14 protein-coding genes are annotated in these 19,025 nt (G+C 57.9%); 2 read left to right on the top strand and 12 right to left on the bottom strand.

Annotated features, from left to right (window positions below; all coding sequences use genetic code 11):
* Positions 1-48 precede the first annotated feature (48 nt).
* The 7 genes from SIK97_RS01680 to SIK97_RS01650 all read right to left on the bottom strand — a co-directional run bounded on the left by SIK97_RS01680 (position 49) and on the right by SIK97_RS01650 (position 9,383).
* Complete coding sequence (locus tag SIK97_RS01680; protein WP_032719584.1) at positions 49-888, bottom strand: PRD domain-containing protein; 840 nt, start codon at positions 886-888, stop codon at positions 49-51.
* A complete protein-coding gene (locus SIK97_RS01675; protein WP_069684236.1) occupies positions 885-2,309 on the bottom strand; it encodes a glycoside hydrolase family 1 protein in 1,425 nt (474 codons plus the stop codon). The genes SIK97_RS01680 and SIK97_RS01675 overlap by 4 nt, the downstream gene beginning before the upstream one ends.
* Entirely contained in the window at positions 2,306-4,186 is a 1,881-nt protein-coding gene (locus SIK97_RS01670; protein WP_057174061.1) for a beta-glucoside-specific PTS transporter subunit IIABC, read from the bottom strand. Before SIK97_RS01670 ends, SIK97_RS01675 begins: the two co-directional genes overlap by 4 nt.
* Before the next feature lie 253 nt (positions 4,187-4,439).
* Positions 4,440-5,462, bottom strand: a complete 1,023-nt coding sequence (locus SIK97_RS01665; RefSeq protein ID WP_170873311.1) for an ABC transporter permease — start codon at positions 5,460-5,462, stop codon at positions 4,440-4,442.
* Positions 5,463-5,481: 19 nt separating this feature from the next.
* Positions 5,482-6,966, bottom strand: coding sequence for a sugar ABC transporter ATP-binding protein (locus tag SIK97_RS01660; protein WP_004848509.1), 1,485 nt, complete (start codon positions 6,964-6,966; stop codon positions 5,482-5,484).
* A gap of 24 nt (positions 6,967-6,990) precedes the next feature.
* Positions 6,991-7,914, bottom strand: a complete 924-nt coding sequence (locus tag SIK97_RS01655) for a sugar ABC transporter substrate-binding protein (RefSeq protein WP_004848507.1) — start codon at positions 7,912-7,914, stop codon at positions 6,991-6,993.
* 449 nt (positions 7,915-8,363) lie between these two features.
* Complete coding sequence (locus SIK97_RS01650) at positions 8,364-9,383, bottom strand: LacI family DNA-binding transcriptional regulator (protein WP_057174062.1); 1,020 nt, start codon at positions 9,381-9,383, stop codon at positions 8,364-8,366.
* A gap of 104 nt (positions 9,384-9,487) precedes the next feature.
* Here SIK97_RS01650 and SIK97_RS01645 point away from each other — a divergent pair, with 104 nt between their 5' ends.
* The gene (locus tag SIK97_RS01645; protein ID WP_057174063.1) at positions 9,488-10,495 is read left to right on the top strand and encodes a Gfo/Idh/MocA family oxidoreductase; all 1,008 of its coding nucleotides are present in this window, start codon (positions 9,488-9,490) and stop codon (positions 10,493-10,495) included.
* A 43-nt stretch (positions 10,496-10,538) separates the two neighbouring features.
* Here the strand turns inward: SIK97_RS01645 and SIK97_RS01640 are convergent, their stop codons facing one another.
* Positions 10,539-11,570, bottom strand: a complete 1,032-nt coding sequence (locus SIK97_RS01640; RefSeq protein WP_047724278.1) for a Gfo/Idh/MocA family protein — start codon at positions 11,568-11,570, stop codon at positions 10,539-10,541.
* A 162-nt stretch (positions 11,571-11,732) separates the two neighbouring features.
* On the opposite strand from SIK97_RS01640, the gene SIK97_RS01635 reads away from it, so the two are divergent.
* A complete protein-coding gene (locus tag SIK97_RS01635; RefSeq protein WP_057174064.1) occupies positions 11,733-12,605 on the top strand; it encodes an extended-spectrum class A beta-lactamase OXY-1-12 in 873 nt (290 codons plus the stop codon).
* Between the two features lie 266 nt (positions 12,606-12,871).
* Here the strand turns inward: SIK97_RS01635 and SIK97_RS01630 are convergent, their stop codons facing one another.
* From SIK97_RS01630 to cadA, 4 genes are all read right to left on the bottom strand, one after another.
* On the bottom strand, positions 12,872-13,285 hold the full coding sequence (locus SIK97_RS01630; RefSeq protein ID WP_014228246.1) for a hypothetical protein: 414 nt from the start codon (positions 13,283-13,285) through the stop codon (positions 12,872-12,874).
* 152 nt (positions 13,286-13,437) lie between these two features.
* Entirely contained in the window at positions 13,438-14,955 is a 1,518-nt protein-coding gene (gene lysS, locus SIK97_RS01625; protein ID WP_004848495.1) for a lysine--tRNA ligase, read from the bottom strand.
* Positions 14,956-15,296: 341 nt separating this feature from the next.
* Positions 15,297-16,772, bottom strand: a complete 1,476-nt coding sequence (gene dtpD, locus SIK97_RS01620) for a dipeptide permease DtpD (RefSeq protein WP_047724279.1) — start codon at positions 16,770-16,772, stop codon at positions 15,297-15,299.
* Positions 16,773-16,831: 59 nt separating this feature from the next.
* Positions 16,832-18,979, bottom strand: a complete 2,148-nt coding sequence (cadA, locus tag SIK97_RS01615) for a lysine decarboxylase CadA (RefSeq protein WP_004848492.1) — start codon at positions 18,977-18,979, stop codon at positions 16,832-16,834.
* Between the last annotated feature and the right edge of the window lie 46 nt (positions 18,980-19,025).

The raw sequence follows: 19,025 nt of genomic DNA, 5'->3' as shown, positions 1-19,025 counted from the left end.
CCATAAAAAAAACAGAAATAGCTATTACGCCCCATTAAAAGAACACAATCACGCATCCAGTCCCGCGATCCGCACCAGATGAACGGTGAGCCACAGCAGCTCGTTGCCGCCGAGGGTGATATCGAGCTGGGCTTTGACGTAATCGCGGATTAGCAGCGCGCAGCGGTATGCGTCCGGATACGCCTTAATCACCTGCACCAGCAGAAAACTGTCCCGCGCGCCGTCCAGCTCCCCCTCCTGTAAACGCTGGAGGAAAAACTGCATATGGACCAGAAAGCGCGAGTAGTTAATCGAGTCGGTGTCTATCTGCTGCTTAAAGTGGTACTGCACGAGATTAAAAATATCCTTCAGCATTTTCACCGACTGCATGGTCTGCGCCACGTCGTCGCCCTCGCTCTGGCCGTTTACCAGATGAAAGGCGATATTCCCGGCTTCCTCCTCCGGCAGTTCGATCCCGTACTGCTGGCGAATAATCGTCACCGCCTCGCTGGCGACGCGGAACTGCTGCGGATAAAAACGCCTGACTTCCGGCAGCAGGCGATTTTGAATGGCGATCCCTTTACGGCTGCGCTCGATGGCAAAGGTCAGGTGGTCGGCGAGGGTAAAGAAAATCTGCTCGCGAACCTTGCCGGCGAGCTGCAGATTGGCGCGGGAAATAATCATCGCCGCCATTTCGATGACCTCATCCGGAATGGCGGAGAGCGCCTCAAGATAGCCGCTGCGCGCGCCGAGCGTCTGGGTCACGAACAGCTTCTCTATCTTCTCCGGGGCGATCTCGTCCCCGGGTCTGCTATTGAAACCAATGCCTTTCCCCATGACGATAACCTCCCTGTTATCGTCGTCCATAGAGAGCACGAGGCTATTATTGAGCACCTTCTGAACAATCATCTCTGCGACTCGTCGTGGTTGCCGTTCTGCGCGATGACATCCTTATACCACCAGAAGCTGCGTTTGCGGATCCTTTGCAGGCGCTTCAGGTCATCCTCGCCGCGATCGACATAAATAAAACCGTAGCGCTTGGCGTATCCCTGGTGAGTGCTGACCACGTCAATCGCCGCCCACGGGCAGTAGCCCATCAGCTCAACGCCGTCGGCTATCGCCAGCCGCATTTGCTCGATATGCGCCTGTAAGAAGGCGATGCGATAGTCGTCATTTACCGTCCCGTCATGCTCCAGCTTGTCCGGCGCGCCCATCCCGTTTTCGCTAATCAGAATCGGCAGTCCGTAGCGCTCGCACACTTTACGCAGCGTCAGGCGCAGCCCCACCGGGTCAACAACCCAGCCGTAAGGGGTTTTGCCAACCCACGGATTTTCCGCCGGACGATAAACCCCCTCTTCACCCAGCATAATTTGCTGATCGCCCGCGCGGGGCGCAACGTCGCCGCCGTCGCCCCGGCTGGCGGCAATGGTGGCGGTCGAGTAGTAGTTAATGGCGATAAAGTCCGGCCTCCCTTGCTGCCAAATCAGGGCATCTTCCGGCTGCACCTCCGGCGCAAGGCCGCGATCCTGCATATAGGCCCACGCCAGGGCGTTGTAGCGCCCATGCACCGCAACATCCAAAAAGCTCCAGCAGCGCAGCGTCTCCCAGTTATGCGCGGCGATGGCGTCCTCCGGCTTACAGCTTTCGGCGTACATCGACGTGGTATTTATCGCCGGGCCGATGCGCAGCCCGGGGAACTCACGGTGGCACAGGGCGAAGATCTGCGCCTGGGCCAGCATCATCTGGTGATTCTGCTGGTACAGCGCCTTCTTATCCGGCAGTTCACGATCGGCGGGCACGCCAATCGCGCCGGGATGCAGAATCATGGTGTTCTGTTCGTTGATGGTCAGCCAGAGCGGAACTTTGGCGGCAAATTCGCTGAACAGCAGCCTGGCATAGCGCACGAACGCCTCCCCGGTTTTGCGGTTCAGCCAGCCGCCTTTCCGCTCCAGCGCCCACGGCAGGTCGAAGTGGTAGAGCGTCACGATGGGGGTAATCCCGTGGCGCGTCAGGGCGTCGATCAGGCGGTGATAAAAGGCCAGCCCGCGCGGATTCACCGCGCCGTCGCCGTCCGGTATCACCCGCGACCAGGCCACCGAAAAGCGGTAGGCCTTCAGCCCCATCTGCGCCATCAGCGCTACGTCCTCCTCCACCCGGTGATAGTGGTCGCTGGCGATGCGGAAGTCCGCCGTTCCCGGCGGATGGCTGAGCATGTCGACCACCGACGGCCCTTTACCGTCTTCATTCCACGCGCCCTCAACCTGATAGGCCGAGGTGGAGGCGCCCCATAGAAAACCGTCCGGGAACCGGGCCTGCTGTTGATAAATCATACCTGCGCCTCCTTAGCGGATTGCACCATCAGGGGTTCGCCGTAATCCACCTGCGCGGCGGCGGTGAAGCGCAGAGCGCGCTGCGCGTCGCCGTTGACCACAATCACCGGGGTAATCAGGTCGTATCCGGCCTGTTCGATGGCGGGAATATCAAAGCGGATCAGCGCCTGTCCCGCTTCCACCCTATCACCCACCTTCAGCGTAGAGCTAAAGTGCTGGCCGTTAAGATTGACGGTGTCGATACCGATATGGATCAGCAGCTCAAGACCGCTGTCGCTCTGCAGGCCAACGGCGTGGCAGGAGGGCAGAAACATCATTACCGTGCCGCTAAACGGCGCGCGCAGTACCCCTTCTTCGGGACGAATCGCCAGCCCCTCGCCCAGCAGGCCGCCGGAAAAGACGTCGTCGTTCACGTCGCTGAGCGCCACCACCTGGCCGCGCAGCGGGCTGAAGACTTCCGTCTCCCCCTCGCTTGTCGGGCTGACCGCAGGCTGCGGCGTCTCGCTCACCGCGTCTTGTTCCTCAGGAACGTCTTTAAAAGCGATAAACCAGGTCAGGGTAAAGGTCACCACGATGGAAATCGCGCAGGTCACCAGCGCATGGACGATGTTCATCGGGTTTTCGCCGATAAACGCCGGCAGCGCAGCGAGGCCTGGCGAGACAAACGCGTAGCGCACCAGCCCGCTCACCCCGGCGTAGACCCCGGCGCAGCCGCCGCCGATCATCGCGGCAATCAGCACCCGGCGGAACTTGAGCAGCACCCCGTACAGCGCCGGTTCGGTGATCCCCAGCAGCGCGGTAAAGCCCGACGAAGAGGCCAGCTGGCGCAGGTTGCTATTTTTGGTTTTCAGCGCCACGCACAGCGTCGCCGCCCCCATCGCCACGTTGGATGCCAGCATCCCCGGGCCGTTAATCATCTCGTAACCGCTTTTACTCAGCTGACCGGTGGCGATCGGCGTCATCGCCCAGGCGGTGCCGGTAATGATCAGGAAGGGCTGCAGGGTGCCCATCAGCATCGGGATTAACCAGCTGGCGTGGCGGTCGATAGCGCCCGCCCCGGCGGCGACCAGATCGTTAAGCAAAATGCCCGCCGGGCCGACCACCACCAGCGCCAGCGGCGCGGTAATCAGCAGGATCAGCATCGGCTTAACGAAAAACTTGATAATTGATGGCGACACTTTTTCGGCGAAGCGCTCCACCCACGACATCAGCCACACGGTCAGAATAATCGGCAGCACCGAACCGGCGTAATCGGAAAGCAGGACGTTGATGCCGACAAAATCGACCGCTTTACCGGCCGCCAGCATCTGGCCGATGCCCGGATGCAGCAGCACGCCCGCGAGGGTCATCGCCAGAATCGGATTGCATTCAAACTTCAGCGACGCGCCGTAGGCCAGCAGCACCGGCAGGAAGAAGAAGGCGGCGTCGGCAATAATATTCAGCAGCTGATACGTCGAGCTGGTTTCGCTAATCACCCCCGTGAGCTTGAGAATGGCCAGCAGCGCTTTAATCATCCCCGCGCCGGTAATCGCCGGGATCACCGGGGTAAAGGTGGTCGAAATGACGCTGATAATCCGGGCGACGATGCCGGCCGGCTTCGCGTTTTTATCGCCGCCTGCCGGGCCTTTCTTCTCCGGCAGCGCCTTATTAAGGCGCCGGTAAACCTGCTGCACCTCGTTGCCGATCACAATCTGGAACTGGCCGCCCTTCTCCACCACGCTGATCACGCCGGGGAGGGAGCCAATCTGCGCATCGTTAACCTTTGCGCGGTCGTTGAACTCCATGCGCAGCCGGGTCGCGCAATGGGTGAGCATGCGGATATTTTCCGCACCGCCCACCGCGTGGAGGATTTTGTCTGCTGTTTCGTTATAGTTCATAGTGTTCCCTGGTGTTGGGGCAAAAAAAAAGACCAAAACAGAGACGCTCCCCTTGGCGGGAGAGCATTTCTATTTTGGTCTTGCCTGCTTTCGCAGTAGCACGCCATCATAAAAATGGGTTATTTCGGCGGATTATCTAAGCGCCCCTGCGTAATGACAATGGCGACCGAACAAAAGTGTGAACTGGATTAAGTAAATTCTTACTTAAAATAATTTATGGCCTACGGCGATAGCGGCTGCAGGCCATAAAAAATTAATGCTTTTTGCGGTTGCGGCGCATATCGATAGTCACCGCCGCGACGATAATGATGCCTTTGATAATATCCTGCACGTAGGCGTCGACGCCGACAAAGGTAAACCCGCTTTTAATCAGGCCAAGGATCATCGCGCCGATTAAGGTCCCGGTGATGCGCCCCACCCCGCCCATCAGGCTGCTGCCGCCGATAACCGCCGCGGCGATAGCATCCAGTTCGTAGGACATGCCCATGCTCGACTGCCCGCTGCTGACGCGCGCCGCCAGCACCACGCCAGCGAGGCCGGAGAGCGCCCCGGCGATGGCATAGACGATCACCAGGTATTTATTCACGTTGATACCGGAGACCTTGGCCGACGTCATGTTACCGCCGATAGCGTAAACGTATTTACCGTAGCGGGTATGCTTCAGGGCGATATGGAAGACCGCGGCGACGACGAAGAAAATAATCACCGGCATCGCCCCCTGGCCGATGGCGGTAAAGCTGTCGGATAAGAAGCTGATTGGGTTGCCCTGAGTGTAGTACTGCGCCAGACCGCGCGCCGACACCATCATTCCAAGCGTCGCGATAAACGGCGGGATGCCGGTGCGGGTCACCAGAAAACCGTTGGTTAAGCCGCACAGAAGACCGACGCCGATGCCGGCGCCAATCGGGATAATCGCCGGCATATTGACCAGCGACGGGAACATCGGCGACAGGCTATCGGAGGTTTGCGCGAGGCTTGCCGCCACCACGGCGGCGAGAGCGATCACCGAGCCGGAGGAGAGGTCAATGCCGGTGGTAATAATGACCTGGGTGACACCGACGGCGATAATACCGATAATCGCTACCTGCAAAACAATTAATATCAGGCGATTGGTGTTTAATAAAAAGGACTGGTCGCGGACGTACCAGCCGGCAATTTCAAACGTCAGGGCAATCACCAGCATGACGATAAATATCCCGGTATCTTTCGGCAGCCGGTGGCGTAATTGCCCAAAGAAAGAGGGTTTCTCAGTGATCGGGGTCGCCGTTATTTTCATATTGCTCATTCTCTGTGCCTCAATGGGATGCCAACGACAAAATGGTTTCCTGGTCGGCGTCCTCTTTATTGAGGATGCCGGTAATACGCCCTTCATGCATGACCATCACCCGATCGCTCATCCCGAGAATCTCCGGCAATTCTGAAGAGACCATAATCACCGCCACGCCGCGGTTGGCCAGCTCGCTGATCAGATGGTAAATTTCCGCTTTCGCCCCGACGTCGATTCCGCGCGTCGGCTCATCGAGAATCAATATTTTCGGCTGGGCCAGCAGCCAGCGGGCAATCAGTACCTTCTGCTGATTACCGCCGCTGAGGTTATTAATAATCTGATCCATGGTGGGGGTTTTAATATTCAGGCGGCGGATCTGCTCCATGCAGTCTTCGGCCATTTTGAGGTGCTGAACAAAGCCGGTTTTACCGATATATTCCGGCATTTTGACGATGCTCATATTCTCCAGCACCGACAGCACGAGAAACAGTCCGGACTTTTTGCGGTCTTCCGTCAGCAGCGCCATCCCTTTTTCAATCGCCGTCGAAGGCGAGTCAATCGTGACCGGCACTCCCTCAATCAGCACTTCGCCGCTATCGGCTTTATCCATGCCGAACAGGCTCTCCATCACTTCGCTACGCCCGGCCCCCACCAGCCCCGCCACGCCGAGGATTTCGCCGCGGCGTACGCTAAAGTTGATATCGTGAAAGACCCCCTTGCGCGACAGATTGCGGACGGTCAGCACCTCTTCGCCAATGGCGTTATTGAACTTGGGAAAGAGCTGGGTGAGCTCCCGGCCGACCATCTGGGTGATCAGCGACTGGCGGGTAAACTCGGTGGTATGTTTACTGCCGACCCAGGTGCCATCGCGAAATACGCTGATCTCATCGGTAATCGCGAAAATCTCATCCATTTTATGGCTGATATAAATAATGGCTTTTCCCTGCTGGCGTAAATCGCGAATAATGGTAAACAGATGCGCCACTTCGCTTTCGGTTAACGCCGAGGTCGGCTCATCCATAATCACAATATCCGCGTTCCACGAAACCGCTTTGGCAATTTCCACCATCTGCTGGGAGGCGATACTTAACTCCCCCACCAGCCGGTCGGCGGATAGCCGGATATTGAGTTTATCCAGCAGATCCTGCGTCTGGCGGGCAAGCTGGCGATGATCGACAAAACCGTATTTCATCGGCTCGCGGCCGAGCCAGATATTTTCCGCCACCGTCATATGCGGCACCAGATTCAGCTCCTGGTGGATCATCGAGATCCCGGCGCGCAGCGCGTCCATCGTATCCTGAAACTGGACCGGCTCCCCTTTAACGCGAATCGCGCCCTTATCGGGACGGTAGATCCCGATCAGGCATTTCATCAGCGTGGATTTTCCGGCGCCGTTTTCGCCCATCAGCGCGTGCACCGTCCCCGGGCGCACGCGTAATGAGACGTTGTCGAGCGCCTTCACGCCGGGGAAGAATTTGCTGATCCCTTCGGCTTCAAGTGCAAAAGCGTTCATACTTCACCTCCGTACCCTGAGCGACTATTTCTGGTTGCGATTAACGAACTCAGCCATGTTGTCTTTGGTGATCAGCTGGTAAGGGACATCGATGATCTTTTCCACTTTCTCGCCGTTGGCCAGCTTAATGGCGGCATCCACCGCGCCTTCGCCCTGCCCTTTGGCATCCTGGAAAATCGTGGCGATCATCTTGCCGTTTTTGAGCATTTGCAGGGCATCCGGCGTCCCGTCCACCCCGGCAATCAGGATATGGTTCGGATTTTTACCCAGCGCCTGCAGCGCGCCGATGGCCATTTCATCGTTGTTGGAGGCGATGGCCTGAATGTCTTCGCCGCTGGTCATCCAGTTGCTGACCACGTCAACGGCATCGTTGCGGGTAAATTTCGCGGTCTGCTTCTGCACGATTTTGATATCCGGGTACTTCGCCACCACCTCTTCGACGCCTTTGGTGCGGTCACGGGTCGATTCATTCGCCAGGTCGCCGAGCAGAATGGCGACGTTCCCCTTGCCGTTCATCGCTTTGGCTAACGCTTCCATCTGTAAGCGCCCCGCCAGCACCGAGTCGGAGCCAACGTAGGCCATTTTGTCGGTCAGCTGCGCCTGCGGGCGGCGGTTAACAAAGATCAGCGGAATGCCCGCTTTAGTCGCCTGGTCCATAATCGGTTTGACCGCGTTGGTGTCGACCGGGTTGACGATAATCGCGTCGACGCCCTGGCCAATAAAGTTCTGCACCTGCTGTAGCTGCTGGGAGACGTCGCCTTTGGCATCTTCCACCTGCGCCTTAACGCCATCTTTTTGCATCTCTTTTTGCATTGCGGTGCGCAGAATCGTCAGGAAGTTGTCATCGAATAGCGCCATGGAAACACCGACCGAAATATCTTTCGCCATCACGACCGCTGGCAGCATGCAGGCTATCAAAGAGGCAACAACCGTTTTCTTAATATTCATCGTTGATCCTTTATTTTCAGGTACATCGGTTAGGTAAGGTAAAATGAAAAAATAGTTTCATTAATTGTGCGTTAAGCGCCTGCTTTTCCAGCTTTTTGAAAAAACAGCCCGCGCGCTGGTGCATTTTTTGTTGTTGATCGAAATCACAAAATTCAGTTGTTTTAAAATGGTTTTTTGAAACATTAGTCCATTTATAGCGGAAGAAAAATTCCAGACCATTTATTTCATTAACAACACATATGAAACTTTTATAAGTAAATAACTGAAATGAAAATTTTAAAACTGCGTGTTAACAGAACTTTGACACACATCTAACATTGACGCATAAATGCGCAAAAAATGAGAGGCAGGCGACGGTTTGCCGCGCGGCGCGCCGATAGCGGCAGCGGTTTAAAACGAGACAGGATATAGGGTGTAAAAGGGGATGTCGCCCCGCGGGCGGCGGGCGCTCAGTCGACGTTTTCAGCGCTGTAAAGGATAAATTCGACCTTGCCGTCGCTGAAGAGATGCGGCTGATAGCCGGTTTCCAGATGGCGCAGGGCCAGCTCCACCGCCAGACGGGCATGCTGGCGCGGGTTTTGATCGATCGTCAGCGCCATTCCCCCCAGGGCCAGCTGTTCACGGGTGGTGCTGTAGCGTTCATGGGTCATCCAGCAGCACTCGCCGTAGCGGCGATGGCGAGCCAGCGCCTGCGCCACCTGCGTGTTGCCCAGCCCGGTATTGTAGATGCCCACCACGTCGCGGTTGCGGCGCAGGGCCTCTTCCAGCAGGCGGTCGATTCGCTGTCGGTTGTCCTCCCCCGCCAAAACCTCGCCCAGCAGCAGATGCGGAAAGCGCTGGCTAATCACCTCGCGAAATCCCTGAATCCGTAAGCGATGAGCGCTGAAGTCCTGGCGCCCGCTGAGCATCAGCACTTCTCCAGGCCGGTGCGCCATTAACCCCATCATCATGCCCGCGGTGCGGCCAGCCTGCTGCTGATCGATCCCGACGTGGCAAAGCCTCTGCGCGCCGGGGAGATCGGTGACCAGCGTAATCACCGGCACGTTCGCCTCGCGACACTGGCGCAAGGCGTCATAGACCCGCGGATGTTCGTTGCCAAAGACAATCATCGCATGGCGCTTTTTGCTGCTGCGGATAAGGCTTTTCGCCAGCTTTTCCGGCGCGGACTCCGCCACCAGCGTGCGGTGCAGCGTCAGTCGGCGATAGCCAAGGCTATCCGCCACGTCGGCGAAATCCTGCGTCAGACGGGAGAAAAAGCGCGAATCGTTATCGCTGAGAAACACTTCTATTTGCCACGGGAGACGGCGCTCTTCCGGCAGAATGCGCTTCAGCCCGGCCTCCCGCGCGGCCTGCAGCACCCTGCGCGTGGTTTCCGGCGACACGCCGCCGCGTTCGTTAAGCACCCGGTCAACGGTCGCGACGCCCACGCCAATCCGTTTAGCCAGCGCCTCCAGCGAAATGCTTTTCATCGTCTCGTCTCCCCCATGATGGAAATCCATCAAAACGCGTGTGTCGGTCAGTGTAGCAAACGGATTACTTTGGCAACGCTAAATCCCTCTTTCTGGAGAAAAAAATGACCTGCATTCGTTTTGCATTGTTGGGTAGCGGTTTTATTGGCCAGGTTCACGCCGCCAGCCTCGCTCGGCATGAGCGGACCGTTCTGGCCATGGTGGCCGACGCCGATCCCGAGCGGGCGAAAGCGCTGGCTTCCCGCTACGGCGCGCGGGCGGTAACCGTCGCCGAGGCCATCAATAGCGACGCCATTGACGCGGTACTGATCGCCAGCTCGACGCCTTCACACGCGGCGCTGCTGGAAGCCGCCGCGCGCGCGGGAAAAGCGGTCTACTGCGAAAAACCGATCGATCTTTCGCTGGCCCGCGCCCGCCAGGTCGTCGAGAAAGTGCTGCCGCTCGGGGTACCGGTGACCGTTGGCTTTAACCGCCGCTTCGACACCAGCCACCAGCAGCTGCGCCGGGAGATCGAGGCGGGCGCGATTGGCCAAATCGAACTGGTTCAGATGGTGTGTCGGGCATCGGTTATGCCGCCGCTGGAATATCTGCGCAGCTCCGGCGGCCAGATGCGCGACCAGGCGATTCACTTCTTTGACCTGCTGCGCTTTCTTACCGGTGATGAAGTGACGACCGTCGCCGCGCTGGGGGCTGCGCTGGCGCTGGCGGAAATTGCCGAATTCGACGATGTCGATACCTCTATTGTCATGCTGCGGATGCGCGGCGGCGCGCTGGCGCAGCTGGACAACACCCGGCGCACCGGCCACGGCTACGATGAGCGCATTAGCCTGCTTGGCCCGCAGGGGGTGATAGAGTCCGGCAGTCAGGCAGCGCGCGGCGTCACGCTGTGGCAGGGAGCGCGCTGCATTCAGCCCGGACTCTATCCGGACTGGTTCAGTCGCGTCGAGGGGTCGTACTACGCGCATCTGGATGCTTTTGTCCGCTCGCTAGGCGGAGAAGCGGTGCCGGACCTGCCGGGGCTGCTGGACGGGCTGCGGGCGCAGGCTATCGCCGAAGCCGCCGTGCTTTCCCTGCGGCAAGGGCAGTTTGTCAGCGTCGAACCGCTGGCGTAAAAAAGCCCCGTATGCGGTCGGCATACGGGGCAACGGCGCGCCGTTAACGCTCCTCGTTAAATATCACGCCAATCTGCCGCCGCACTTCGTCCATCACGCTCAGGTTTTCCAACACCCTGGCCAGCGGGCGGATCGGCGAGTCCGTAAGCCCTTGCCCCACGCACCAGGCAAAATGTTCGGCCTGATAAAACAGCTGGTCGTAGCGGTTGCGCGGCTCCTCCCAGCGCAGCACCTGCCCGCCCTGGCTGGCGGCGAGGGTAAAATTCCCCGGCGCGTAGAACTGCCCGTCGAGGGTAAGGGTCGCATCGCGCCCGGCCACCACCGCGCCGCCCGGCGTGTTGCTGAACAGGGTGGTATTGAGCAATCCCTGTAAGCCGTTTTCCCAGTTAAACAGCATCGAAATCTGCCCGTTGACGCCTCTTTGGGCGGGACGCCCGCGGGCGATAATGTCCTGCGGCACGCCGCCGACCATCACGCAGAATGAGGTCAGATAGCTGCCGAGATCCATCATCGGCCCGCCGGCGAGATCGGCATTAAAAATGCGATGATCCGGGGTAAAAAACTCGCCGTGATCGGCGAGCAGCGTGTGCAGATCGCCCAGCACGCCGTCCTCCAGCAGCTGGCGAATCACGTCATACTTCGGCGCGTAGTCGCACCACATCGCCTCCATCGCCAGCGTCCCCTGCTTCATGGCCTCCGCTTTCAGCGCCGCGCCTTCCCGCCGGTTCAGCGCAAACGGCTTTTCAATCAGCACATGTTTGCCCGCCTGCAGCACCCGCAGCCCGTCGGGAAAGTGGTGGTTATGCGGCGTGGCAACGTAAACCGCATCAATATCCGGTCGCGCCAGCATCTCATCCACCTGAGCATAAGCATGCGGGATCCCCCAGCGGGCGGCGAAATCGTCGGCTTTTTGCTGCGTGCGCGAGGAGACGGCAACCACCCGCTGGCGGCTGAGCTCTTTTAACGATTTCACAAAGCGCTCGGCAATCCAGCCGGGGCCAATAATGGCCCAACGCAGCGAGGGGATCGCCGAGGCGGCGGGATGGCGCGGTTTGGGTAACTGTGACGGGAACATAGCGGCTCCTGATTTTATTTTGCCGGGGAAAGACACTATAAGCAGGCGCAGAGGAGGACGAATAACGAATTTATGATGGAATTCCATCATCGACATAGTGCTTGTCAAAAGCGCGGGAGTCGCGGATAGTCCGGGCAGCTCATCACTATCAAGGAGTCTGAGATGTTGAAAAGTTCGTGGCATAAAACCGCCCTGATGGCCGCCGCCGTTCCGCTGCTGCTGGCGAGCGGTTCATTATGGGCCAGTGCCGATGCTATCCAGCAAAAGCTGGCTGATTTAGAAAAACGTTCCGGCGGTCGGCTGGGCGTAGCGCTGATTAACACGGCAGATGATTCGCAAACCCTCTATCGCGGCGATGAACGTTTTGCCATGTGCAGCACCGGTAAAGTGATGGCCGCCGCCGCGGTGTTAAAACAGAGCGAAAGCAATCCAGAGGTGGTGAATAAAAGGCTGGAGATTAAAAAATCGGATTTAGTGGTCTGGAGCCCGATCACCGAAAAACATCTGCAAAGCGGAATGACCCTGGCGGAACTCAGCGCGGCGGCGCTGCAGTACAGCGACAATACCGCGATGAATAAGATGATTAGCTACCTTGGCGGACCGGAAAAGGTGACCGCATTCGCCCAGAGTATCGGGGATGTCACTTTTCGTCTCGATCGTACGGAGCCGGCGCTGAACAGCGCGATTCCCGGCGATAAGCGCGATACCACCACCCCGTTGGCGATGGCCGAAAGCCTGCGCAAGCTGACGCTGGGCAATGCGCTGGGCGAACAGCAGCGCGCCCAGTTAGTGACGTGGCTAAAAGGCAATACTACCGGCGGGCAAAGCATTCGCGCAGGCCTGCCCGCAAGCTGGGCGGTCGGGGATAAAACCGGCGCCGGAGATTACGGCACCACCAACGATATCGCGGTGATCTGGCCGGAAAATCATGCCCCGCTGGTGCTGGTGACCTATTTTACCCAGCCGCAGCAGGATGCGAAAAGCCGCAAAGAGGTGTTAGCCGCGGCGGCAAAAATCGTCACCGAAGGGCTTTAACCCGGGAACAGGCCCCTCTGCAACACTCTGCGCTTTGTTTCCCGGTGGCGCTGCGCTGACCGGGCTACGGGTCCACCGCCGTCTGCGGGCCGGTAGCCCGGACAGATGCGCAGCATCGCCTCCGGGAAATTCAGCCACTCTGCGCTTTGTTTCCCCCGTGGCGCTGCGCTGACCGGGCTACGGGTTCCCCGCCGTCTGCGGGCCGGTAGCCCGGACAGGCGCAGCCCGCCGCCTCCGGGACAACCTGAATAGACAGCAGCCAAATATTAGTCGGTAATTTTAAACGTCAGCGCGTAAGCGCTGGTTTTCCTTTCATCGCGCGCTCCGCCCATCTGATAAACCCGCACCGTATATTTACCGCTGCTCATCAGACGTTGCTCAAAGGTATCACCGCTCAGAGAACCGTTAAAAATCGAATTATTATCAGGAGCGATAACATTGAAATAAGGATGCGGCCGCTGGCTGTTCATATTGATATGCATCATCTGGCCCGCTTTCGCCTCCAGCGTATAGTCGTTAACACCGTCACCGGTCACGGTGCTTTTTATTATCGTGCCGTTGCTACCTTTATCAAAATGAACGGTATGGTTGTTGATATTATCACTTGCCATTGATAACACTGACGTAAATAAATAACTTGCACAGATCACGCCACCAACAATTAATTTTATTTTTTTCATTTAATTAACACCTTATGTTTTTTATGCGCGCTGTTATAGCACATAAGGTGTCCGGAGTAAGCTGATTCGCAATTATTACTCGTCGGAATTAAACACGTCGAAATAAAGGCCCCCCGGTTCAGGGAAACGAGGGGACCTGGTTTTAGCGGGATTTACTTCTGCGGACGCATTGCCGGGAACAGAATCACGTCGCGAATGGTATGGCTGTTGGTAAACAGCATCACCATGCGGTCGATACCGATGCCCAGACCGGCCGTCGGCGGCAGGCCATATTCCAGCGCGGTGACGTAGTCTTCGTCGTAGAACATCGCTTCATCATCCCCCGCCGCTTTGGCGTTGACCTGATCCTGGAAACGCTGGGCCTGGTCTTCCGCGTCGTTCAGCTCGCTAAAGCCGTTGCCGATTTCACGCCCGCCGATAAAGAACTCGAAGCGATCGGTGATTTCCGGGTTCACGTCGTTACGGCGCGCCAGCGGCGAAACCTCCGCCGGATACTCGGTGATAAAGGTTGGCTGGATCAGATGGGCTTCCGCCACTTCGTCGAAAATTTCGGTGACGATACGCCCCAGCCCCCAGCTCTTCTCAACGTGAATACCGATGGATTCCGCCAGCGCTTTTGCCGCCTCGAAGTTATCCAGATCCGCCATCTCGGTTTCCGGACGGTATTTCTTGATCGCTTCGCGCATGGTCAGTTTTTCAAACGGCTTGCCGAAGTCGAACACCTGGTCGCCGTACGGGACTTCGGTTTTCCCCAGCACGGTCTGCGCCAGCGTGCGGAACAGAGATTCGGTCAGTTCGATCAGATCTTTGTAATCCGCATACGCCATATAGAGTTCCATCATGGTGAACTCAGGGTTGTGGCGCACGGAGATCCCTTCGTTACGGAAGTTGCGGTTGATTTCGAACACCCGTTCGAAGCCGCCGACCACCAGCCGTTTCAGATACAGCTCCGGCGCGATGCGCAGATACATATCCAGATCGAGCGCGTTGTGATGGGTGATAAACGGACGCGCGGAGGCGCCGCCGGGGATCACCTGCATCATCGGAGTCTCGACTTCCATAAAGCCGCGCGCGACCATGAACTGACGCATGGTGGCGAGGATCTGCGAACGCACCTTGAAGGTGTGGCGCGACTCTTCGTTGGAGATCAGATCCAGATAGCGCTGACGATAGCGCGCCTCCTGATCCTGCAGGCCGTGAAACTTGTCCGGCAGCGGGCGCAATGCCTTGGTCAGCAGGCGCAGCTCGGTGCAGTGAATGGAGAGTTCGCCGGTCTGGGTTTTAAACAGCTTACCGCGGGCGGCGATGATGTCGCCAAGATCCCATTTCTTAAACTGTTCGTTGTAGACGCCTTCCGCCAGATCGTCGCGCGCGACGTACAGCTGAATGCGGCCGCCGACGTCCTGTAAGGTGACGAAAGAGGCTTTCCCCATAATCCGGCGGGTCATCATGCGGCCAGCCACGGCGACCTCGACGTTCAGAGAGGTGAGCTCGTCGTTTTCCTTACCATCAAATTCCGCATGGAGCTGATCAGAAGTGTGGTCACGGCGAAAATCGTTCGGGAACGCCACGCCCTGCTCACGCAGCGCGGCCAGTTTTTCACGACGGGTTTTCAGTTCATTATTAAGGTCAATTGCCTCATCGGCACCTTGTGCTTGTTGTTCAGACATGTTGGTTCCTCATAACCCTGCTTGCAAACTTGCTTCGATAATTGAACCAGGTCACTCTCCAGCGCGGCCTGTTCCGGCGTCGACGCCAAAGAACAATCTTAAGGAGCCTGGCTTCAATTCCGGCTGATTTCGCTCAGCCATCGCTTCAGTAACAGTTTTTTATCTTCGGCTTCCGCGCCTGCCAGAATATCCTCCTCCTGTTCAGTAAACGGTGCAAGGAGCGGCTTGCCGCTCCACTGTTGGGGTTACCGATCCCCGGCTCGCGGCGTAAACGCCTTAGCCGGGCTACCAGGCAGCACGATTTTGTAGCCCCGGTAAGCCGGACCTGTCGCCAGACGGGGCTAGGCGCCGCCGCCGGGAAGTTCACCGGCGGCCGCGCGGCGTTTGCCGACGCTAAACGCGGCGGCGAAGGCGACGACGACAATCACCGCCACGCAGCCCAGCGTCCATTCGCCCATCTGGGCAAAGAAGTGCTGATACGCGGCAATCGCCGTATCGCTGATCTGCGACTCGGTGGTCTGCTGCGCCACCACTCCCGCCAGCCAGTTGGCTACCGCACCGGTCGCCAGCATATAAATCCCGGTCAGTACTCCGGTGACGCCGGGCATATTGAGGCGGGTGATCTGCGCCATCGCTACCGGGTCGATAAACAGTTCGGCAAAGCCCATCAGCGCCAGGCCGGCCACCATCATGCCCATTGATGCCTGCCCTTCCGCCGCGCCGTGGCGCGCATTAAGCGCCAGCAGCATAAAGCCGCAGCCCATCAGCACCAGGCCAAAGGCGAACTTCAGCCACACGCGCAGCGCCGAGCGGGTCGCGCCTTCCGGCCGCATCAGCCACGCCAGCACGACGCCAGCCGCCATCACCGCCACGGCGTTAACCGACTGGAACAACGCGGTCGGCACCTCAATATTCAGCAGACGACGGTTAACAAAGTGGTCGATGAACAGGCTGATCGAACTCCCGCCCTGCTGCGCCAGAACCCAGAACAGAGTCCCGGTCAGCATCAGCAGAACGATTTGCCACAGCGCGCGGCGATGCTCCGGCGATTTGACCATAATGCGCGCTACCATCTGGGCGGCGAACACGCACACGATCGCCAGCAGATAGCCGGACCAGTTATTCTCCAGCAGCAGCGTGAAAAACACCGGCGCAACGCAGAGCATCACCACCAGCCAGCCCCAGGTCGGCAGCACAAACTTTATCGCCCGCAGCGCCTGTTTATCGACGCCGCGCGCGTGGCGGAAGTAGCGGCTACCGCTGAGGAAAATCATCAGGCCGACAAACATGCCGATTCCCGCCAGCGCAAAGCCGATATGCCAGCCGTACCACTGCGCCGCCAGCCCGCAGGCGATAGGCGCGGCGATGGAGCCGACGTTACCGGCGGCGTACAGCAGCGAAAAACCGCCGTCGCGGCGAGGGTCGTCAACGGCGTAGAGCTCGCCCAGCAGGCAGCTGATGTTGGATTTGAACAGGCCGTAGCCGCAGATAATGATCGCCAGCGCGAGGTACAGGCTCCAGGTGGAATCGGATTCCACGCCCAGCACCACATGGCCAAGCGTCATTAACAGCGCGCCGGCAATCACCGCCGTGCGGTTGCCGAGCAGGCGGTCGGCAAGCCAGCCGCCGAGAATAGGAGTGACGTACACGAGGGAAGCGTAAGCGCTGAACAGGCTGATAGCGTGGCTGTCATCAAAGCCGAGCTGATGGGTGAGGTAGAGGATGAGTAAGGCACGCATGCCGTAAAAGCTGAAATATTCCCAGATTTGGATCGCAACGATGTAATAAATCGCGCGCGGCTGTGAGGGTGTTTTCATGTGTTCTCCTTGCAGCGTGAAAAAGGGAAGTGGCAAGCCACTTCCCTGTTGTGCATCGATTATTTGTTATTTTCTTCTTTCAGCACTTTAACGGTGTAACGACCATCCGCCTGACGATAGGCGCCGTGGATATCGGTTTCGAAGCCCGGATAGTGGGCGCCGATTTCGCACAGCATCTGCAGGAATTCCAGCACCGGACGGCTCTCTTCGGTGATCATTTCACCCGGCATCACCAGCGGCACTCCCGGAGGATACGGCAGGATCATATTGGCGTTGACGCGGCCCACCATCTCTTCGAGATACACCTCTTCGGTCTGACCGTGCAGCTCTTTCTGGAACGCGGCGTACGGCGTGATCATCATGGTCGGCAGCACTTCGAACGCGCGGAACATCAGATCCGGCAGGTTGTGGTGCTCAATCAGTTTATGAATGTTCTGCGCCAGTTCCTGAACGCGCATGTTTTCGTAGAATTCCGGATCTTCACGATACAGCGACGGCAGCATGTTTTTCACCCGCAGGTTCAGGTCGAACGCGCGTTTGAAATCGGTCAGCGCACGCAGCAGGCTCAGCGCTTTGGTTTTGTCGATACCGATACTGAACAGGAACAGCAGGTTGTACGGACCGGTTTTTTCGACCACGATACCGTGCTCGTCGAGATACTTCGCCACGATGCTCGCCGGAATACCGAACTCATCCATGGTGCCGTCTTTCTTCATCCCCGGAGTCAGCAGCGTGACTTTAATCGGGTCGAGATACATGTGCTCGTTATCGATGTTTTTGAAGCCGTGCCACGCGCTGTCGGAGCGCAGCGGCCAGCATTCAGCGCCATCGATATGTTCCGGCTGCCAGACGTCGAAGAACCAGCCGTCGGACTCGCCTTTCAGACGTTTGATCTCTTTACGGAACTTGATTGAACGTTCGATAGAGCCGTCAATCAGGCGCTTACCGGCGTTGCCTTTCATCATCGCCGCCGCGGTTTCCGTCGAGGCCACCACGCCGTAGTGCGGAGAAGTGGTGGTGTGCATCATGTAGGCTTCGTTAAAGGTTTCTTCGTTCACGTCGCCTTTAACGTGAATCATCGAGGCCTGAGAGAACGCCGCCAGCAGTTTGTGCGTGGACTGGGTTTCGTAAATCACTTTCCCTTCGACGCGGCCGCCGCTCATCCCGCATTTGCCTTCATAAATCGGCGAGAAGTTGGTGTAAGGCACCCACGCGGAGTCAAAGTGGATGGATTTCACATCCAGGGTTTTCTTGATGTAGTCCGTGTTGTACAGCAGACCGTCATAGGTGGAGTTGGTGATAACCGCGTGCACCGGCCAGGTCGCGTTCGGGGTTTCTTTCACGCGCTTCGCGATGGTCGCATGCTGGAATTCGCTCTGCGGGATACCGCCGAGGATACCGTAGGCGTTGCGGGTCGGGCGGAAGTAGATTGGCGTAATGTCGCTCATCATCATCAGATGGGTCAGCGATTTATGGCAGTTACGGTCAATCAGCACGGTGCTACCGGCCGGGGCGGAATACATGCCGACAATTTTGTTGGCGGTAGAGGTCCCGTTGGTCACCATGTAGCTGCGTTCCGCGTTGAAGACGCGGGCGATGTACTCTTCCGCTTCTTTGTGCGGGCCGCTGTGGTCCAGCAGAGAGCCGAGTTCAGAAACCGAAATCGAGATATCGGATTTCATGGTATTGGAACCAAAGAAATCGTAGAAGATGCTGCCGACCGGGCTTTTCTGGAACGCGGTACCGCCCATATGGCCTGGGGTACAGAAGGTGTATTTGCCTTCACGCACGTATTTAAACAGCGCTTTGGTCAGCGGCGGCAGAATGGTGTCGATATACTCGTCGGTATTCTGTTTGATTTTGTTGGCAATATCTTCCGCTGCGCCCAGCGCATATTCGAAGAAGCGAACCTGCATCCGCAGATCGTTGAGGCTCACGTCCAGCGTTGAGTAAGTGTTCGCAAAGGCGTACAGCGGCATGTATTCGTTCATTTTGCTGATGTCTTCGCACAGTTCGAGATTGTATTTATCCCAGTCGAAGATCACGCCGCACAGACGCGCATTGTTTTCGATAAGTTTTAATAAGTCTTCACGGTCGTTCGGGTAGACAATACGGAAGTCCAGGCGTTCGAGGGCGCGATGCAGTTCACGGATGGGTTCTTCTTTGAAGTAGACACCCATGTGATTCATGATTGCGATAACGTTCATAGTCAAATCTCCAGATAAAGAAAGCCCCTCCCGCCACGTCGTGACA

The sequence above is a fragment of the Klebsiella sp. JN_Kp126 genome (genome assembly GCF_033843325.1).
GTDB classification, from domain to species: Bacteria; Pseudomonadota; Gammaproteobacteria; order Enterobacterales; family Enterobacteriaceae; genus Klebsiella; species Klebsiella michiganensis.
This window is presented reverse-complemented; position numbering and strand designations above follow the sequence as displayed.

What these genes read in the sequence shown, in the direction of transcription:
- SIK97_RS01680 (WP_032719584.1), bottom strand. Translation starts at nt 888, where the DNA reads ATGATTGTTCAGAAGGTGCTCAATAATAGCCTCGTGCTCTCTATGGAC.
- SIK97_RS01675 (WP_069684236.1), bottom strand. Translation starts at nt 2,309, where the DNA reads ATGATTTATCAACAGCAGGCCCGGTTCCCGGACGGTTTTCTATGGGGC.
- SIK97_RS01670 (WP_057174061.1), bottom strand. Translation starts at nt 4,186, where the DNA reads ATGAACTATAACGAAACAGCAGACAAAATCCTCCACGCGGTGGGCGGT.
- SIK97_RS01665 (WP_170873311.1), bottom strand. Translation starts at nt 5,462, where the DNA reads ATGAAAATAACGGCGACCCCGATCACTGAGAAACCCTCTTTCTTTGGG.
- SIK97_RS01660 (WP_004848509.1), bottom strand. Translation starts at nt 6,966, where the DNA reads ATGAACGCTTTTGCACTTGAAGCCGAAGGGATCAGCAAATTCTTCCCC.
- SIK97_RS01655 (WP_004848507.1), bottom strand. Translation starts at nt 7,914, where the DNA reads ATGAATATTAAGAAAACGGTTGTTGCCTCTTTGATAGCCTGCATGCTG.
- SIK97_RS01650 (WP_057174062.1), bottom strand. Translation starts at nt 9,383, where the DNA reads ATGAAAAGCATTTCGCTGGAGGCGCTGGCTAAACGGATTGGCGTGGGC.
- SIK97_RS01645 (WP_057174063.1), top strand. Translation starts at nt 9,488, where the DNA reads ATGACCTGCATTCGTTTTGCATTGTTGGGTAGCGGTTTTATTGGCCAG.
- SIK97_RS01640 (WP_047724278.1), bottom strand. Translation starts at nt 11,570, where the DNA reads ATGTTCCCGTCACAGTTACCCAAACCGCGCCATCCCGCCGCCTCGGCG.
- SIK97_RS01635 (WP_057174064.1), top strand. Translation starts at nt 11,733, where the DNA reads ATGTTGAAAAGTTCGTGGCATAAAACCGCCCTGATGGCCGCCGCCGTT.
- SIK97_RS01630 (WP_014228246.1), bottom strand. Translation starts at nt 13,285, where the DNA reads ATGAAAAAAATAAAATTAATTGTTGGTGGCGTGATCTGTGCAAGTTAT.
- lysS (WP_004848495.1), bottom strand. Translation starts at nt 14,955, where the DNA reads ATGTCTGAACAACAAGCACAAGGTGCCGATGAGGCAATTGACCTTAAT.
- dtpD (WP_047724279.1), bottom strand. Translation starts at nt 16,772, where the DNA reads ATGAAAACACCCTCACAGCCGCGCGCGATTTATTACATCGTTGCGATC.
- cadA (WP_004848492.1), bottom strand. Translation starts at nt 18,979, where the DNA reads ATGAACGTTATCGCAATCATGAATCACATGGGTGTCTACTTCAAAGAA.